Source organism: Streptomyces sp. NPDC005533, from assembly GCF_042871845.1.
GTDB lineage: Bacteria > Actinomycetota > Actinomycetes > Streptomycetales > Streptomycetaceae > Streptomyces.
Genome location: NZ_JBIAJH010000041.1, coordinates 1 through 18,074 on the forward strand (window position 1 = coordinate 1; position 18,074 = coordinate 18,074).

The 18,074-nt window shown below is 74.4% G+C and carries 15 protein-coding genes; 10 read left to right on the forward strand and 5 right to left on the reverse strand.

Annotated elements, in window-relative coordinates; genetic code table 11:
* Positions 1-235 precede the first annotated feature (235 nt).
* From ACFYP3_RS30020 to ACFYP3_RS30030, 3 genes are read right to left on the reverse strand one after another with little or no spacing between them, the layout of a single operon-like run.
* Positions 236-1,981: an AMP-binding protein gene (locus tag ACFYP3_RS30020; RefSeq protein ID WP_388839195.1), complete on the reverse strand. Its 1,746-nt coding sequence runs from the start codon at positions 1,979-1,981 to the stop codon at positions 236-238.
* Positions 1,972-4,230 carry an ATP-binding protein gene (locus ACFYP3_RS30025; protein ID WP_388839198.1) on the reverse strand — a complete coding sequence of 753 codons (2,259 nt, stop codon included), beginning with the start codon at positions 4,228-4,230 and terminating at the stop codon, positions 1,972-1,974. Before ACFYP3_RS30025 ends, ACFYP3_RS30020 begins: the two co-directional genes overlap by 10 nt.
* Positions 4,227-4,790 (reverse strand): hypothetical protein, encoded by a 564-nt coding sequence (locus ACFYP3_RS30030; protein ID WP_388839201.1) that lies wholly within the window; start codon positions 4,788-4,790, stop codon positions 4,227-4,229. The genes ACFYP3_RS30025 and ACFYP3_RS30030 overlap by 4 nt, the downstream gene beginning before the upstream one ends.
* On the opposite strand from ACFYP3_RS30030, the gene ACFYP3_RS30035 reads away from it, so the two are divergent.
* From ACFYP3_RS30035 to ACFYP3_RS30080, 10 genes are all read left to right on the forward strand, one after another.
* On the forward strand, positions 4,780-5,448 hold the full coding sequence (locus ACFYP3_RS30035) for an AIR synthase-related protein (protein ID WP_388839204.1): 669 nt from the start codon (positions 4,780-4,782) through the stop codon (positions 5,446-5,448). The two genes, ACFYP3_RS30030 and ACFYP3_RS30035, sit on opposite strands and share 11 nt — an antisense overlap.
* 166 nt (positions 5,449-5,614) lie before the next feature.
* Positions 5,615-6,214, forward strand: coding sequence for an acyltransferase (locus tag ACFYP3_RS30040; RefSeq protein WP_388839207.1), 600 nt, complete (start codon positions 5,615-5,617; stop codon positions 6,212-6,214).
* Positions 6,215-6,620: 406 nt separating this feature from the next.
* A complete protein-coding gene (locus ACFYP3_RS30045) occupies positions 6,621-7,790 on the forward strand; it encodes a hypothetical protein (RefSeq protein ID WP_388839210.1) in 1,170 nt (389 codons plus the stop codon).
* Positions 7,787-8,557, forward strand: a complete 771-nt coding sequence (locus tag ACFYP3_RS30050; protein ID WP_388839213.1) for a WecB/TagA/CpsF family glycosyltransferase — start codon at positions 7,787-7,789, stop codon at positions 8,555-8,557. The genes ACFYP3_RS30045 and ACFYP3_RS30050 overlap by 4 nt, the downstream gene beginning before the upstream one ends.
* Complete coding sequence (locus ACFYP3_RS30055) at positions 8,557-9,813, forward strand: nucleotide sugar dehydrogenase (protein WP_388839216.1); 1,257 nt, start codon at positions 8,557-8,559, stop codon at positions 9,811-9,813. Before ACFYP3_RS30050 ends, ACFYP3_RS30055 begins: the two co-directional genes overlap by 1 nt.
* A 4-nt stretch (positions 9,814-9,817) precedes the next feature.
* Positions 9,818-10,960 carry a non-hydrolyzing UDP-N-acetylglucosamine 2-epimerase gene (wecB, locus tag ACFYP3_RS30060; RefSeq protein ID WP_388839219.1) on the forward strand — a complete coding sequence of 381 codons (1,143 nt, stop codon included), beginning with the start codon at positions 9,818-9,820 and terminating at the stop codon, positions 10,958-10,960.
* A gap of 22 nt (positions 10,961-10,982) precedes the next feature.
* On the forward strand, positions 10,983-11,759 hold the full coding sequence (locus ACFYP3_RS30065; RefSeq protein WP_388839222.1) for a chain length determinant protein: 777 nt from the start codon (positions 10,983-10,985) through the stop codon (positions 11,757-11,759).
* Positions 11,756-13,216, forward strand: coding sequence for an oligosaccharide flippase family protein (locus ACFYP3_RS30070; RefSeq protein ID WP_388839225.1), 1,461 nt, complete (start codon positions 11,756-11,758; stop codon positions 13,214-13,216). The genes ACFYP3_RS30065 and ACFYP3_RS30070 overlap by 4 nt, the downstream gene beginning before the upstream one ends.
* A complete protein-coding gene (locus ACFYP3_RS30075; protein WP_388839228.1) occupies positions 13,213-14,283 on the forward strand; it encodes a hypothetical protein in 1,071 nt (356 codons plus the stop codon). The genes ACFYP3_RS30070 and ACFYP3_RS30075 overlap by 4 nt, the downstream gene beginning before the upstream one ends.
* A gap of 13 nt (positions 14,284-14,296) precedes the next feature.
* Complete coding sequence (locus ACFYP3_RS30080) at positions 14,297-15,097, forward strand: glycosyltransferase family 2 protein (RefSeq protein ID WP_388839231.1); 801 nt, start codon at positions 14,297-14,299, stop codon at positions 15,095-15,097.
* Here ACFYP3_RS30080 and ACFYP3_RS30085 read toward each other — a convergent pair.
* Together ACFYP3_RS30085 and ACFYP3_RS30090 are read right to left on the reverse strand one after the other, a co-directional pair.
* On the reverse strand, positions 15,094-16,101 hold the full coding sequence (locus tag ACFYP3_RS30085) for a glycosyltransferase (protein ID WP_388839234.1): 1,008 nt from the start codon (positions 16,099-16,101) through the stop codon (positions 15,094-15,096). The genes ACFYP3_RS30080 and ACFYP3_RS30085 overlap by 4 nt on opposite strands.
* Positions 16,011-18,068: an O-antigen ligase family protein gene (locus tag ACFYP3_RS30090; RefSeq protein ID WP_388839236.1), complete on the reverse strand. Its 2,058-nt coding sequence runs from the start codon at positions 18,066-18,068 to the stop codon at positions 16,011-16,013. Before ACFYP3_RS30090 ends, ACFYP3_RS30085 begins: the two co-directional genes overlap by 91 nt.
* Positions 18,069-18,074 lie beyond the last annotated feature (6 nt).

Consider the following 18,074-nt stretch of genomic DNA (forward strand, 5'->3'; position numbering starts at 1 on the left):
CGGCGCCGCGGGCGCCCCCCCCCCCCCCCCCCGGGCCCCGGCCCCCGCCCCCCCCCCCCCCCCCCCCCCCCCCCCCCCCCCCCCCCCCCCCCCCCCCCCCCCCCCCGACCCCGCCCAAGCGGCGCAGCCAAAGGGCGCCCGCCCCCACCCCAACCGACCCCCCTATCCGGCTAGGCCACGGTGCAACCGGCCCCCGTAGCCCGCCCGAGCGGCGCAGCCACACCGCAGCCAAACGTCACGTCGGGGTGGTGCGGGGGGTGCCTGGGTGGAGGCGGGTCAGCCAGTTGCGGAGGGCGCCGCGACGGACGCGGCCCCCCTCGTCGCGGGGCAGTGCGCCGACGATCTCCAGCCGCGTCGGCAGGAAGGCCTCCGCGACGCCCAGCGCGGCGAGGTGCTCGCGCAGTTCGGCCGGCCCCGGCGGCCGGTCCAGGGCCGTCGGGACCACCACGGCGCAGGGCAGCTCCCCGTGCTCGGGATCGGTGTAGGCGACGACCGCCGCCTCCCGCACCCGCGGGTGGGCCAGCAGCCGCTCCTCCACCTCGGCGACCGGGACCATGAAGATGGCGCCGGTCCGCGTGCCGGCCCGGGCCAGGACCCGTATCCCGCCGTGCCGGTCGGTGGTCGCCAGGTCACCCGTGTCGAGCCAGCCGTCCCCCCGCTCCCAGGTCGCCACCGGCGCCGGGGCGCCGTGGCGCCAGGTGGCCAGGCAGACCGACGGTCCGCGCACCTCCAGCGGCGATGTCGCGTCCGCAGCCGACACCTCCAGCCCGCGCAGCGGGTGGACGCCGTCACCGTCCTCTGGGGTGTCCCCGGAGTGCCCCGAGTCCCCGGAGAGCGCACCCATGCCGAGCTCCGGCGCCCCCCACACGGAGAGCACGGGTACGTCGAACACCGCGCGGAGCTCGGCGGCGAGCGGCGCCGGTGTGCTGGTGCGCCCCCCCGACAGGACCAGCCGCAGCCGGTCCGTCTCCCGCGGGCGCCGGCGCTGCGCGGTGACCAGTTCGGAGAGGTAGGCCGGCTCGGCGTAGACCTGGTCGACGCCGGCCGTGGCCATCAGGTCCAGGCACCGGCCCGGATCCCACACGTCCTGGAGGACTCCTGTCCCGCCCACCGCCAGCGGCCAGCACACCGTGTAGAGCAGTGAGGCCAGCGAGGTGAGCGGCAGTGTGCTGAGGAAGACCTCGCCGGGCCGCCGCCCCGGGCCGTCGGCCCCGCTCTGGGCGGAGATGTTGGCGTACAGGGTGTTGGGGGAGTGCAGCACCGAGGTGTACGCGTCCCGCAGGCCCATGACGCTGATCAGCAGCGCGGGCCGGTCGGCCTGTCCGCCGCGCGGCCGGCTGCGCAGGCCCGCCTGGGTGCGCTCATGGGGGGTGCGCTGGAAGTACGCGGCGAAATCGACCGCTCCGGTCGCCGCCGCGTCTCCCAGCACGACCCGGTGGCGCAGCCACGGCAGTCGCCCGGCGAGGTCCGCGAGGGCCTCGGCGTGCGCGAAGCCCTCCCAGACGTCCGGCACCACGCAGACCCGGGCCCGGGTGCCGTCCAGGATCCGGTGGAGTCCGTGGGCCCGTACCGTCGGCAGTACAGGAACGGCGACCGCGCCGACCCTCAGGCAGGCGAGGGTGAGGGCCGCGGTCTCCCACCAGTTGGGCAGTTGGAAGGCGACCGGATCGCCGGGGGCGACCCCGAGCGAGGTCAGGGCGCCGGCGAAGCGGTCGACGTACCGGGCGAGCTGGGCGTAGCCGAGGGTGACGCGGCGCAGGCCGGCGGGCCGGTGCGCGCGCTCGGAGACGAGGGCGGGGCGCCCGGGCGTGCGGGCGGCCGTACGGTACAGGTCGTCGAGGAAGGTCTGCGGGCGCCACCAGCCGGCCGCCCGGAACCGGGCCGCGACCTCGGGGGGCGGGAGCACGTCCAGTGGCCGCGCCGGGGTGGGCCCGGGGCGCGTGCCCGCCGTACCGCGCGCGGTGGAGCCGGTCAGGCCCATCGGCCCACCGCCCCGGCCACCTGTACCCGCGAACTGCACCCGAGCCGGCGCATCACGTGCCGGACGTGATTGACGACGGTCCACTCGGAGATGTCCAGCTTGGCCGCTATCTGGCGGTTCGTCATGCCTTCGGAGACCAGCAGGGCCACCTGGACCTGCCGTGGGGTGAGCGACTGCGCCTCGGGGGCCGTCCCGGCGGCGGCGCGCCGCGAGGGCGCGGGCGCCGAAAGGGCCTCCGTCACGGCCGTGGGCACGCTCATCCGGACCCCCTCCGCCCAGGCCACCGCGAAGTCCGTCCAGCCGAGGCGCGCGCTCAGCTCCGTACGGGCCCGCTCGGCCGCGGACCGCCACTCGTCCGGCACCTGCGCGCCGCTCTCGCCGCGCAGGGTGTCCGCCGCCGCCAGCAGGCGTACCGCACGCGGCTGCTGGGCGGGCGCGGTGCGGAGCAGCAGCAGCGAGAACTCCTCCAGCGCGTCCGGCAGTTCGGTGCGCTCACCGTAGGCCCCGTACAGCCGCAGGCTCTCCCGCAGCGCCCGGTCCGCCGGGTCCGGCTCGTCGCCCTCCAGGGCGAGCGCGGCCGCGGTCCGCAGGGCGCCCGCGAGCCCCCGCCCGTCCCGGATCCGCCGGAACGTCTCCACAGCCCGGTCCAGCAGCTCCCGCGCCTTGCGCCGGTCGCCCTCGGCGCGCAGGACGGCGGCGAGCGAGCCCGCCGCCTCGGCCGCGCCCCCGGTGACGCCCATCGACTCCAGGGCGTTGAGGGCGGTCACCAGGACCGCCCGCGCGCCCGCCGGATCGCCGGCCCGCAACAGGGCCGCGCCGAGCCGGGCGGAGACGAGCGCGTTCTGCCTGCGGTCCCCGACGGCCTTGCCCAGGGCCAGCGCGTGCCGGTGGCGGCGGACGGCCTCCTGCGGATCGCCCAGGGCGAGCGCGAACACGCCCGACGTGTCGGCGAGCCGGGCCCGTACGGCCTCGGGCAGCGCCGCCCCGCCCGCCTCGGCGGTGTCGTCGCACCACTCCAGGCCCTCCCGCAGCCGCCCCTGCGCCAGCCACGGGAGTCGACAGCCGAGCACCAGGGCGGCTGCCGCCTCGCTGTCGCCGCGCTCGCGCAGTCGCCGCAGGGCGACGCTGACGTTGTCGCCCTCGGCCGCCAGCTCCCGCAGCAGCCGGTCCTGTCCGGTGCCCCGCAGGCCCGGCAGCGCGGCGGTGACCAGCAGCCGGTAGCGCTCCGCGTGCGCGTCGAGCGCCGCCCCCTCGGCGCCCGAATCCGCCAGCTCGGCGCGGCAGTGGGACCGTACGGGCTCGGGCACGGCCAGCCGCGGCTCTCCCTGCTCCTCGCCCACCACGGCGAGCAGCCCGCGGTCCAAGAGGGTCTCGACGGCCGCCTCGGCCGACAGCCCGGCCGCCGACAGGCCGAAGCCGGGCTCGTACACGCAGAGCCGGCCCAGCAGTGCGCGGACGCCGTCGTCCAGGCCGCGGCAGCTCCACTCGGCGAGCGCGGCGAGCGAGCGGTGCCGCTCGGGCGCGTTCGCCGGGCCGCCCGACAGCACGGTCGTACGGCCGCGCAGCCGCCCGGGCAGCAGGTGCGCGGGGAACAGCCGCAGCCGCCGCGCGGCGAGTTCGACGGCCAGCGGCAGGCCGCCCAGCAGCGTGCAGATCTCGGCGACGGCCCCGGCGTTCTCCAGGGTGAGGGCGAAGGAGGGGTCGGCGTCGCGGGCCCGGCGCACGAACAGCGCGACCGAGGCCGCCTCCTGCACCTCCTGCGGATCGACGGCGCCGCCGGCCGTCCCCCGCCGGGGCGCCGGTACGGGCAGCGGCGCCAGCGGCAGCAGCTGCTCCCCGTACACCCCGAGCGGCTCCACCGCGGTGGCCAGCACCACCACCCGCGGATCGCCGGCGAGGGCCTCCACGGTCGCGGCGGCGGCCGGACGCGCCTCGTGGTCGCAGCCGTCGAGCACGACCAGGATCCGGCCGGCCGGACCGTGCACACCGGCCGGACCGTGCGGTTGCGGCAGGTACGGGCGCACGGCCGCCGGGTCCGCGTGCTCCACGCGGGCGAACTCCCCGCCGATCTCCCGTACGACCTCCACGGCCAGCCTGCTCTTGCCCACGCCGGCCCGCCCGGTCACCGTCATCAGCCGCACCGCCGGGTCCCGCAACCGCTCCCGCAGCGCGGCGGCTTCGAGCTCGCGGCCGACGAGCTCCGTCACCGGACCCAGCGGGTGCCCCCACGCCTCCTGCCTCCCGCTCATGCGCGGATCCCGGCCGGATGGATCCGCCAGAGCCCCGGACGGATCTCCACGGCACGCGCCGCAGCCGCGCCGGAAGCGGAACCGGCACCCGCGCCGGGACCGGAGCCCGCGCCCGGCCCGGACGGGGTGCTCAGCGCGCGCAGCGAACGCAACGCGTACACCTCCAGCCGGTGGTCGCGCAGCGTGCCCGCCAGCTCCAGGCACTCGCCGAACCAGGCCCGGGCGCTCTCCGGCCCGTCCTGCGCCAGCGCCAGCAGCGCCCGCGCGCGGCTCGCCTCGTACCGGCCCCGCGTGCGGCCGGGCGCCGACAGGGCGGCGAGGGCCGGCTCCAGCAGGGCGGCCGCGTCCGCCGACTCCCCTGCGTCCAGCCGCAGTTCGGCCAGTCCCACGAGGGCGCGCGCCGCCTCCTCCTCGTCGTCCGCGGCCCGGGCGAGGGCCAGTGCCCCGGAGAACAGCTCGTGGGCCCGCTCCACGCGCCGGTACTGCCAGGCGAGATCACCGAGCGAGCGCAGCATCCCGCTGGATCTGGTCCGCAGGCTGACCGCCTCGGTGCGTTCCACCGCCGCCGAGGCCGGCGTCACGATCGCCGCCGTCGACACCCAGGTCGTCCGCGCCGGCGAGGCCGACCGGGTCTTCGTCACCGCGACCGCCTTCGGGGTGCTCGGCCCCGGCGCACCGGTCCTGGACCTCGACGCGGTCCGGCCGGGGGACCACATCGTGGTGACCGGGCCGCTCGGCAGCCACGCCGCCCACCTGGTCTCCCTGCGCGACGGCCTCGGCTACGAGCACCACGTCCCCAGCGACTGCGCCCCGCTCGGCGGCATGCTGCGGGAGGTGGGCGCCGACCTGCACCACGCCCGCACCGTGGTCGCCGGAGGCCTCGCGGAGGTGCTGCGCCAGTGCGCCGCGGGCCGCGGCCTGACGCTGTGCGTCGACGAGGCCGCCCTGCCCGTACGGTACGAGGCCCGCGTGGCCCTGGGCGCCCGCGGCCTGGCCCCCCTGGACGCGGCCTGCGCGGGCTGCCTGTGCCTGTTCGTCCCGCCGGAGCACACCGGCCGGGTCCTGACGGCGCTGCGCGCCCACCCCCACGGCCGGCAGGCCGCCGTCGTCGGCGAGGTCACGGCCGACCCGATGGGGGACGTGGAGTTCCGGGCCCCCGACGGCCGCCTCCACACGCGCACCGTCCCGGCCGGCTCGGTTCCCGAGCGGCTCCTCTGAACCAGGGAGAGAACCGGCCAAATCCGCTACGGGGGCGGTTGGTTGATCCACCCGTGGGGTGCCCCGCCGACGCATATGCTCGGCTCGTACGGACGTGCGTCCGTGCGTCCGTGTGTCCGTATGTCCGTCCGTCCGTATGCCTCGCGAACCGTAAGGGGACCGCGCCGTGAGCGTCCGCATCCAACCCTCCTCCCAGGTCGACGAGAGCGCCGAGCTCGGTGAGGGGACCACGATCTGGGATCTGGCGCAGATACGGGAGGAGGCCCGGCTCGGACGCGGGTGCGTCGTGGGACGCGGGGCGTACGTCGGTCCCGGCGTGCGGATCGGGGACCACGTGAAGCTCCAGAACTACGCGCTCGTGTACGAGCCGGCCGAGCTCGGCGACGGGGTGTTCATCGGCCCGGCGGCCGTCCTCACCAACGACTTCTACCCGCGCGCCGTCGAACCCGACGGCCGGCTCAAGCGCGACGGGGACTGGGAGCCCGCCGGGGTCGTGGTCGCCGAGGGGGCCTCGCTGGGGGCCCGTTCGGTGTGCGTGGCCGGGGTGCGGATCGGGCGCTGGGCGCTCGTGGCGGCCGGCGCGGTGGTGTCGAAGGACGTACCGGACTTCGCGCTCGTGGCGGGAGTGCCGGCGCGGCGGACCGGCTGGGTGGGCCGGGCGGGCGTCCGGCTGGTGGAGCGCGCGGACGAGCCCGGCGTGTGGGAGTGCCCGCGCACCGGCGCCCTGCACGACGAGAAGGACGGCACGCTCCTCGAGCGAACCTGACGCAACGTCGGCAAACTCCGTCACCGGCATTTCCTCAAAACCGCAATCAACGAACATCCGTGGGCATACCTTGTCCCTGTATACGGGATCTGAGCACGCAACAGGCTGTGCTCAGTGGGGGGTTGTACCACGACGAGGGCATCGCCGGCAGTGTGACGGCGGGCGCGCACACCACGCGCCCACCCGCACTGGCGATCACGCATGCTCCGGTCCGAGGCATCGCTGGGGGGTCCAGACGCAGCCTGCGGACGGCTCGTGACGCCGGTGGGACGACACCGGCGGCACGGGCGTCGCCGTCACGCGCAATCCCCTCCGAGGAACGATCAGAGGGGGTAGGTGTCTTGGTGCCGTACGGCTCGGACATACGGAGTGCGCTGAGCACCCGGGGAATCGGGGTGGGGACCCGATGACCAGCACACGATTAGCGGCACTGGCCGGCGAGGACCTGCCGCTGCACGCACTCGCCGAACGACTCCTCGCGCTGGCCGAGGCGGGACTTCCCGCGATGTACCTGCCGGGCGCCGAGACCTTCGTCTTCACCAGGGCGGGCACCGTCTCGCCCGACGGCACCCGCCGCCTGGAGCAGCGGGGGACCAGCACCCGGTACGCGGCCATCACCGCGCTGGGCGCCCGGTTCCTGCCCGAGGACCGCCAGCGCGCCCTGTTCGGCGGACGCACCGCCGGGGAGTTCGCCGGCCTGCTCGTGGAGCGGCTGCCGGGGGTGGTGAACCTAGGCGACGCGGCCCTCGTCACTTGGGCCGCCGCCGAGACCGGTCACCCGAAGCTGTCCGACGCCCTCGACCGGGTGGCGGAGCTGGACGCGCCCGGGCGGCCGCAGTACACGGTCGAGGCGGCCTGGGTGCTCTCCGCCCTCACCGCCGCGCGCGCCGCGGTGGACGTGGAGGACCGCCTCGCGGCCGCCCGCACCCGGCTGCTGGCGGCCAGGACGGGCGACAGCCCGCTCTTCCCGCACGCCACCGCGCCGGGACTGGTCCCCGGATACCGCTCCCACGTGGCCTGCTTCGCCGACCAGACCTATCCGCTCCAGGCACTGGCCCGGCTGCACGCGAGCGGCGACGACGAGCAGGCCCTCGCGGCCGCCGACGCCTGCGCCGCCCGCATCTGCGCCCTCCAGGGCGACGGCGGACAGTGGTGGTGGCACTACGACGCCCGCCGCGGCGACCTGATCGAGGGCTACCCGGTCTACAGCGTGCACCAGCACGCCATGGCCCCGACCGCCCTGCTCGACCTGGCCGAGGCAGGCGGCACCGACTTCGGCGCCGCCGTCCGCAAGGGCCTGCGCTGGATGACGGACGTGCCCGAACTCGCCGGCCCCACCGGGAGTCCGCGGGAGCCGATGATCCGCGAGGACCACGGCGTCACCTGGCGCAAGGTCCACCGCGGCGACCCGAAGAAGGCCGTGCGCGCCGCCCGCGGACTCACCACCCGGGTCGTGCCGGGCGCGCGCCTGACCCCGCTGGACCGGATCTTCCGGCCCCTCGCGGTGGACCGCGAGTGCCGCCCGTACGAGTTCGGCTGGATGCTCTTCGCCTGGCTCGGGGGGCTGCCGAGATGACCCAGCGGCCCTTCCTCTTCGGGATCGCGCTCGATCCCCTGACCATGGACGAGACCGTGCAGCGCTGCCTCGACGCGGTGCGGCGCGGCGAACAGATCGAGATCGGCATGGTCAACGCCGCCAAGCTGGTCAACATGCGGCGCGACCCCCGCCTCGCCGCGGCGGTCGCCGGCTGCGACCTCGTCCTGGCCGACGGCCAGGCGGTGGTCTGGGCCGGCCGCGTCCTGGGCGTCCGGCTGCCCGAACGGGTCGCGGGCATCGACCTGTTCATGCGGCTGCTCGCGGCGGCCGAGGTGGCGGACATCCCCGTCTACCTGCTCGGCGCCGAACAGTCCGTGCTGGAGAAGATGCTCCGGCAGATCTCCGAACGCTTCCCGCGCCTGCGGGTGGCCGGCAGCCGCAACGGCTACTTCGACGACCGCGACCAGGAGCCGATCGCCGACTCCGTCGCGGACAGCGGCGCCCGGATGCTGTTCCTCGGGATGACCTCGCCCAAGAAGGAGATCTTCACCGCGGGCTACGGCAAACGCACCGGCGCCCACGTCGTCCACGGAGTCGGCGGCTCCTTCGACATCCTCGCCGGCATCACCAAGAGGGCTCCCCTGGTGTGGCAGCGGATGGGACTCGAATGGTTCTACCGCACCCTCCAGGAGCCGCGCCGCCTCGGCAAGCGCTACCTCACCACCAACGCCGCCTTCCTGGCCATGACGGTCCGGGAACTCATCCACCGCACACCGTCTGCCGGTTCCGCGAACAGGAGTCACTGATGCGCGTCGTCGTCGTGGGACAGGGATACGTCGGACTGCCGCTGGCCATCCGCGCCGCCGAGGTCGGACACCAGGTGATCGGGTACGACGTGGACGCGCGGCGGGTCAAGAGCCTCGCCGCCGGCGAATCGTACGTGGAGGACGTCTCCTCCGAACGGCTGAGCCGGGCACTGGCCAACGGCACCTACCGCCCGAGCGAACTGGCCCGGGACTGCGGCGGCTTCGACGTCGCCGTCGTCACCGTGCCGACCCCCTTACAGGACGGCGCCCCCGACCTGCGCTACATCGAGGAGTCGGCCCACACCCTGGCCCGCTTCCTGCGCCCGGGCGCGACCGTCGTCCTGGAGTCCACCACCTACCCGGGCACCACCGAGGAGCTGTTCGCACCGATCCTGGAGGACGGCTCCGGACTCACCGCGGGCGAGGACTTCCACCTCGGCTACAGCCCCGAGCGCATCGACCCGGGCAACACCGTCTGGGGCTTCCAGCAGACCCCCAAGGTGGTCTCCGGAGTCGACGCCCGTTCCCTCAAGGCGGTCGAGGCCTTCTACGGGGAACTCGTCGACACCACCGTCCCGGTCCGCTCGCCCAAGGAGGCCGAGCTGGCGAAACTCCTCGAGAACACCTTCCGGCACGTGAACATCGCGCTGGTCAACGAGATCGCGATGTTCGCCCGCCACCTCGACATCGACGTCTGGCAGGCCATCGAGGCGGCCTCCAGCAAGCCCTTCGGCTTCATGAAGTTCACCCCCGGCCCGGGCGTCGGCGGCCACTGCCTGCCGATCGACCCCTCCTACCTGAACTGGCGGGTCCAGCGCGAACTCGGCCAGAACTTCCGCTTCGTCGAACTCGCCAACGACATCAACAACCACATGCCCGAGTACGTGACCCGCCGGGTGATCGACGCGCTCAACGCCAAACGCCGCTCGGTCAACGGCTCCAAGGTGCTGCTGCTCGGGCTCGCGTACAAGAAGAACACCGGCGACGCGCGGGAGTCGCCCGCCGTCCGCATCGCCCAGCTGCTCCTCGACATGGGAGCCAAGGTCCGCGCGGCCGACCCCCACGTGGTGGAGAGCATCAAGGTCGACGCCCGGCTCGTACGGGTCGAACCGACCCGCAAGGAGCTGGCCGCCGCCGACGTGGTCGTCCTGCTCACCGACCACGACTCCTTCGACTACGCGATGGTGACCGAGCACGCCTCCTTCGTCCTCGACTGCCGCAACCGGGTCTCCGGACCCACGGTGGAGGTGCTCTGACCCCATGACCAGGATCGTCTGCGTGGCCGGGGCCCGGCCCAACTACATGAAGATCAAACCGGTGATGGACGCACTGGAGCGCCGCGGCGCCGAGGTGATCCTCGTCCACACCGGACAGCACTACGACGAGTCCATGAACGACGTGTTCTTCCGCGACCTCGGCATCCGCCCGCCCGACCGCTACCTGGGCGCCGGATCCGGCACCCACGCCCAGCAGACCGGGCGGGTGATGGCCGCCTTCGAGCCGCTGCTCGACGAACTGGCCCCGGACGCCGTGGTGGTGGTCGGCGACATCAACTCCACCCTCGCCTGCGCCCTGGTCACCGCCAAGGCCGGCCCGCTGCTGGCCCACGTGGAGTCCGGGCTGCGCAGCCGGGACTGGAGCATGCCGGAGGAGGTCAACCGGGTCGCCACCGACCGCCTCAGCGACTACCTGCTGGCCCCCTCGCCCGACGCGGCGGCGAACCTGCGCGCGGAGGGCTACCGGGAGGACCAGATCCACGTCGTCGGCAACGTCATGATCGACACCCTCCTCGCCAATCTGGACCGCGCCAGGGCGTCGGACGTGCTGGACCGGTACGGACTCACCCGCGGCGGATACGGCCTGGTCACCCTGCACCGGCCCGCCAATGTCGACGACCCGGCCGCCCTGCGCGGCCTGCTCAAGGCCCTGGGCGAGATCGCCGACCGCTGCCCGCTGCTGCTGCCCGTGCACCCGCGGGCCGCGGAGCGGCTCGCCGAACTGGGCGTGCCCGGCGGCATCCGGCTCGTACCGGCCGCCGGATACCTCGACTTCATCGCCCTGCAGGACTCTGCGCGCCTGGTGCTCACCGACTCCGGCGGTGTCCAGGAGGAGACCACCGCACTGGGCGTGCCCTGCGTGACCCTCCGGGAGAACACCGAGCGGCCCATCACCGTCGACGAGGGCACCAACGTGCTCGCGGGCACGGATCCGGAGCGCATCACGGCCACCGTGAACCGGGTGCTCGACCACCCGCCCGCACCGCGCTGCCCCCCACTCTGGGACGGCCGGGCGAGCGAGCGGATCGCCGCGGTCCTGCTCGACGGGCCGCCCGCGCACACCCGGCCGCGCCCGACCGACCTCGTCCCGCGCGGGGCGGCCACCGATCGACAGCACGTGCTGTAAACGCAATGCGAAGGGGAAGACCATGGATCTCGCGGAGATCTGGCGGGTCATGCGCAGACGCTGGTACGTGCTGCTGCCCGGACTGCTGATCACGGCGGCGCTCACCGCCGCCGTGTACCTGCTGGTCCCGGTGGAGTACCGGTCGCAGAGCACGGTGACCCTGCTCAACTCGAAGAAGGCCACGGTGGCCTTCGACGGCAACCCCTTCCTGAGCACCCAGGCCTCGCTCACCGGGATGGCCGACGGCCTGGCCCGCAACCTCAACTCCGACGGCGCCAAGGCCGACCTCAAGGCCCTCGGCGTCACCGGGGTGCACGAAGCGAAGATCGCCGACAACGCGCTCGGCCCCTACATGTGGCTGAGCGTCGTCGGGACCGACCCGGCCGCCGTGCTGAAGTCGGACGAGATCCTCACCGGCTACGCGGAGAAGCGGCTGCTGGACTTCCAGAGCCAGCAGTCGGTGGCACCCGACGCCATGATCCGGATGTCGACCATCGTGCCGCCCCAGAAGCCGGAGGCCCAGACCAAGGCCAGGCTCCAGTTCCTGGTCATGGCGGGCGCGCTGGGCTTCGTACTCAGCCTGGTGGCCACCTTCTTCGTGGAGGCCCGCAAGCGGCAGCGGTCCTCGCCGGGCCGGCACCGGCCCGCCCCCGGCGAGGGCGGCGAGGCCGGCGGACCGGCCGGGGCCGGCGGGGGGCGCACGGAGGACGCCGGTGACCCGACGGCCACCCTGCGCATGACCGTCGCCCACCCGGCCGGCTCCGGCGCGGCCGGCTCCCGTACGGGCGGCTCGCCGTGACCGCCGCCGGAACGGACACCGGGACCGCCCCGCAGGCGGCGCCGTCGCTGGGACGGAAGGTCGGCTCCGCGGCCAAGTGGAGCCTGGTCAACACCGTGGTCATGCGCCTCGGCAACTTCGTGACCGGGATCATCCTGGCCCGCTTCTTCCTCGGGCCCGAGGCCTGGGGCGTGTACGGGATCGCGCAGACGGTTCTGCTGGTCCTGCTCTCCGCCAACGAACTCGGCGTCTCGCTCGCGATCGTCCGCTGGGAGGGCGACCCGCGCCGCTTCGCCCCGACCGTCCTCACCCTGAGCGCCCTGTCCAGCGGCCTGCTGTACGTGGTGCTGTTCGCGGTGGCCCCCGCGGTGGCCGGCGTACTCGGCTCGCCCGAGGCCGCGGGCGTGCTGCGGGTCATGTGCCTGTGCGTGGTCCTCGACGGTCTCGCCCAGGTGCCCGCCGGCTTCCTCACCCGGGAGTTCGCCCAGGGCCGGCGCATGGCCGTCGACGGCCTCAACTTCGTCCTCAGCACCGCCGTGACCCTGCTGCTGGCCATCGACGGCTGGGGCGCCATGAGCTTCGCCTGGGGCTCCGTCGTCGGCAACGTCGCCGCGCTCATCGGCTGCTGCCTCGCCGCGCCCGGCACCCTGCGGTTCGGCTGGGACCGGGAACAGGCGAAGGCGCTGCTGCGGTTCGGGCTCCCGCTCGCCGGCGCCAGCATGCTCGCCCTCGGCGTGGTCAACGTGGACACCATGGTCGTCGGCTCCGCCCTGGACGCCCTGGCCCTGGGCTTCTACGTGCTCGCCTTCAACATCTCCGGCTGGCCCGTACGGATCATCTCCGAGGCGGCGCGCCGCGTCTCCTTCGCGGGCTTCTCCCGGCTGGCCGACTCCCCGCAGGCCCTGGCCGCCGGATTCGGCCGCGCCCTCGGCGTCGTGATGACGGCCACCGTCCCCCTCTGCGTCCTGCTCGCCGCCCTCGCCGGACCCCTCGTGGAGCTGATCTACGGCGCGCGCTGGCTGCCCGCCGCCCGCGCCCTGCCCTGGCTGATGGCGCTCGGCCTGGTCCGGATCGGCTGCGAACTGGCCTACGACTGCCTGGTGGCCATCGGCCGGCGCCGTTCGCTCATCGGGGTCCAGGGTCTGTGGCTCGCCCTCCTGCTCCCGGCCCTCGTGGTCGGTGCCCGCACCGGCGGGATCGTGGGGGTGGCCCAGGGACACGTCCTGGTCGCCGTCGCCGTCGTGGTTCCCGTCTTCCTCCTCGCCCTGCACCGCGGCGGCATCCGCCTGGGAACCGTCGCCCGCGCCTGCGCCTGGCCGTTCCTCGGCGGGGTGGCGATGACCGTGGTCGTCCTCGGCCTGGCGCGCCACCTCGGCGACGGGGTGCTCCCGCTCCTGGCCGCCGGGACCGCCGGCACGCTCGTCTACGGCCTGTGCGTCCTGCCCAGCCGTTCGTCACTGCGGGGGCGGCCGGCGTGACACAGCACCGGAGGCGTCTGGCCGCCTGGCTGCTCGCCGGGGTCGTGCTGGTCGTCGTACTGACCCTCTACCAGGCGGACCGCACCGGCGTGAGCGATCCCGCCGCCGCGCCGCCCGCCACACCGACCGCCGCACCCTCCGGTACGGCGGCCCCCGCGCCCACCGCCACGCCGAGCCCCTCGGCGACACCCTCACCGACGCCCCGACCGGGGACGGCCGAACCCTCGCCCTCCGGCGCCGCCTCCTCCTGTACGTCGCCCGGAGCCTGCGGATTCCCCGACGAGAACAGCACCGGCCCGCGCATCGCCCTGGAGCGGCACGACACCGGCAACATGTCGGTCAAGAAGGACGGCACGGTCATCAAGGGCTGGGACATCCGCGGCTCGCTCGACGTCTACGCCAACGACGTCACCGTCATCGACAGCAGGATCACCTCCACCAACTGGTGGGGGATCAACCTGCGCCCCGGCTTCAGCGGACTGAAGGTCCTGCACACCACCATCACCGCCGTGCCGGGCAAGGGCCCCGACAACGGCGGCGTGAACTACGCCGTCTCCAACATGGGCGCCAGCTCCGTCGAGGTCGGCTGGTGCGACGTCTCGGTCTTCGGCAACGCCCTGTCCATGGGACAGGGGAACCTGCACGACAACTACGTGCACGACCTCGTGGCCTTCCGCAACCAGGGCGGCGAATGGCAGCACACCGACGCCGTCATCAGCGGCGGCGGCAACAAGGGCCGGCTGGTCCTGCGCCACAACACCCTGCTGAACTCCACCCCGGTGGACCGGGGAGCCACCGCGGCCGTCGGCCTGTTCGCCGACACCGGGGTCGTCTCCTCCGTCGTCGTCGACGGCAACTGGCTGGCCGGGGGAGCCTACGCGCTCTACGGCGGCGGCCCGGGCGCCACCGGCATCGAGGTCACCGACAACGTCTTCTCCACCGAGTACCACCCCGGCGCCGGAGCCTACGGCCCGGTCGCCGCCTGGAACGCGGGCGGCGCCGGGAACGTGTGGAAGGGCAACCGCATGTCCGACGGGCGGCCCCTGACCCCCGAACCACCCGGCTGAGGACGGAGAGTTCATGATGCGTCGGATCGCGCGGGCCCCCTGGGAGCTGCTCAAGCGGGCCTTCGGCTGGCTGGTGCTCTTCGAAGCCAGGAACAAGGTCCTGCTGGCCCCCTCCGCGCTGCGGCTGCGGCGTTTCGAGGACGCCGAGACCGCCCGCCTCGCCGCCGTCCTGGGCCGCCCCCCGGCCGCGCTCGTCGCCACCGTCATCCCCACCCACCGGCGCCCCGAGGGACTGGTCGCGGCGGTCCGCTCGGCGCTGGCGCAGACCGTCACCGACCAGGTGGTCATCGTCGTCGACGACGGCGCCGGCCTGCCCGAACTCCCGCGGGATCCACGGCTGTTCGCGGTGTCCCTGGCCCGCAACACGGCGACCGCCGGAGTGGTGCGCAACGTGGGCATCCGGCTCACCCGTTCCCGGTACGTGGCCTTCCTCGACGACGACAACCTGTGGGAACCCGACCACCTGGAGCAGGCCCTGGCGGTGCTGGAGCCCTCCGGCGGCCCCGACGCCGTCTACACGGCGCTGCGCAGGGTGCTGCCCGACGGCACCGAACGGGACGTCCTGTCGGTGCCCTTCGACCGCCGCCGCGCCGCCCACGAGGCCTTCCTGGACACCAACGCCTTCGTGGCGCGCCGCACCCGGTCCCTGTACTTCAGCCGGCTGCGACGCACCCCCGAGGTGCTGCCCCGCGAGGACTGGGAGCTCGTCCGCCGCTACGCCCGCCGCCACGAGGTGCGCCACCTGCCCCGCCCCACCGTCCGCTACCTGGTCAACCCGGACAGCTTCTGGACCGCCTGGGAAGAGAAGGACTAGGGGCCGGGGGTGGTGCGCAGGGCGGACGGGCTGGCGAGGGCGCGGGCGGCCGCAAGGCTGGCGGGGCGGCCGAGGACCGCCCGGGAGGACTCCCGCAGCAGGACCGCAGCCCGGAAGGCGGCCGTCGCCGCGGCGCCGTGCCTGCGCCCGTAGAGCCGGACCCGGTTGAGCGTCAGCAGGGTCCACAGGCGCGGCGAGACCTGGGAGTCCCCGCCGAGGTGGGTGGCCGAGGCCGCCGGCTCCAGCCGGGTGACGAAACCGCGGTCCCGGGCCCGCAGGCAGTACTCGGTCTCCTCCGAGTACAGGAAGAAGGACTCGTCCCAGGCCCCGCAGGCGTCCAGGCACTCCCGGGACAGGGCCATCAGCGCGCCGGTGGCCCAGTCCGCGACCGTCGCCCGCTCGTACGCGGCCGGGTCGGTGACCAGCTCGCTCCAGCGGGGGAAGCGCCCGGCCCGGCGGTTGCCGATCACCGCCTCGCCGAGGGCCCGGGTCACGCGCGACTCGCGGCGCAGCGAGTGCAGCAGGGTGCGGCCGTCCTCCTCGTACAGCAGCGGGACGCTGATCCCGACCCGGGCGCCCCCGGGAGCCGCGGCGCCGAGCGCGTCCAGGAGCGGCGCGGCGCAGCCCCGCCGCATCCGGACGTCGGGATTGCACACCAGGGCCGCCCGGAAGCCGCCCTCCCAGGCGGCGGCGGCCCCGAGGGCGGCGTTCACCCCGGCCGCGTACCCGGCGTTGCGGCCGGTCTGGACGACCGTCGCCTCCGGGGCCAGGGCTGCGATCACGTCGACGGTGTCGTCGGCCGAGTCGTTGTCGGCGACGACCAGGCGCCAGTCGAGCCCGGCCATGCCCTCCGGCAGCGAGGCGAGGAACTGCGGCAGCACCGGTGCGCTGTTCCAGGTGACGACGACGACGGCTACCGGACCGGAGCCGGGGCCGGGGCCGGGGCCGGGGCTGGAGTCGGCTCCGGGGAGGGGCCGAGGGGGGACGGGTCGGCGGGAAGACATGGGAACTCCACGGATCGGGGCTTCGGCGCCGCGCGCCGGATGAAGCCGAGGTAGCTGCCTCCGGCGGCGATCGTCAGGAAGAACATCCCGGCGAACATCGGGAAGCTGAGTGCGTCGAAGGTGGCGCTGACGACCAGGGCGACGACGGCGGACGCGAAGAACGCCTGCCCGAGCTCGCGGTCGGACTCGCCGACGGCCAGCCGGCGGATCGCCCCGCCCTGGTGGATGCCGGTGAGGAAGAGGAACAGGAGCGCGAACAGCCCCAGGAAGCCCATCTCGGCGAGGGTCAGCATGTACTGGTTGTCGGTGAAGAAGTACAGCTCGGGGATGAAGGTGCCCAGCCCCCGCCCGACGAACGGGCGCTCGTCCAGGTACGGGACGATCGCGCTGTACTTGACCGTACGGGCCTGGGTGCTGCTGTCGGAGTTCGTCAGGAACGACGCGAACAGCGCGGTGATGGTGCCGATCAGCCCCGGGATGATCACCTTGAAGCAGGCCACCGCGCCCAGCAGCACACCGATCGCGCTCCACCTGCGCTGCGGCTTCCAGCGCGGCACCATCACCAGGATCACGAGCAGCGCCCCGATGATCGAGGTCCGCGACACCGTCAGCGGCAGCGCCCCGCCCATCAGCACCACCGGCCCCCAGCGGCGCCACGCCCGCAGGTGCCGGCGTACCGGATCGAAGGCCTGCTGCACGGCGAAGGGCAGCAGCAGCGCCAGCATCCCGCCGAACTCCAGCGGCTGCGCCGTGGTGGACCGGGGCCGGGTGAACGCCCCGCGGTCCAGGGTCGCGATCTGCGGGACGCTCGACTGCAGCCCGGGGATGCTGATGCTGTCGGCGATGTTGGTCGCGGTGAAGAAGTCGTAGAACCCGACGGCGGCCACGATCGTCCCCATCACCACGGCCCGGCGCAGCAGTACGTCCAGGCGCGAGCGGTCCTGGACGCCGGCGGAGACCAGCACCACCAGCGACACCCACACCAGCAGGGCGATCAGCCCGCGGTCCGCGCCGAGCAGCTCCTTGCGCACGCTCCCGCGGCCCGCGTTCGCGATGTAGGAGGCCAGCACCGACACGGCGAGCAGCCACATGGCCACCCGCGGCAGGCGGGTCCCGGGCGCCGGCCGGATCCGGCCGGTGAGCCAGGTCGCCAGGTACCAGAACAGGGCCAGCAGGGCGAACACGTTGGCCGGGGTGCCCACCCCGCCCAGGCCCGGCAGGGTCAGGTTCGACGGGATGAAGAAGGCGAGCGCCAGATACCCGGTGAGCAGCGCGGTGGCGTCCATGTGGCGGCCCCGGGACCTGCGGCGGCCGGCCTTCCCGAGCGCGGTGGCTCCGGCCGTGTTCTCGCGCCTGCGGCGGCGGGCCGCCAGCAGGGCGTCGGCGACGAAGGAGAGGGTGAAACCGCCGCTGACGCCGAGGATGAGGACCCCCAGCACCTGCTGGTAGCGGCTCTTGAGCTGCGGCACCGGGGTCTGCGGCAGCACGACGGGCGCGGTCTGCACGAAGTAGGCGGGCTGGACCTTGGCCGCCGCCTGGAGCGCGTTCAGCTGCTCACCGGCGAAGGCCGTCAGCGTGTTCGTCTCCTCCAGTACCCGTCCCCGGTCGGTGCCCGTGACCGTCATCGTCAGCAGCGGTCCCGAGGTGTTCGCGGCGAAGCCGACCGTGTACGGATCGGTCACGCCCAGGCTGTGCAGGTCGCGGGCGGCATCGGCCCCGGACAGCGTCCTGATCAGGACGTCCGCCGTCACGACCAGGCTGCCGCCGGCGTTGGATATGGGATTGCCGAAGGCGGGCGGCAGCTGGGAGGCCGCGTTGGAGTCGAGCAGCGCCACCGAGCTCTGCGACTGGTACGCCACCGGCACCGACCGGTACAGGTGGAGCGCGGCCAGCACGCTGAGCAGGATCGCCGGCACGATCACGTACCAGCGCCGGCGCAGCACCGCGCCCATGTCACGAAGGCTCACGAACAC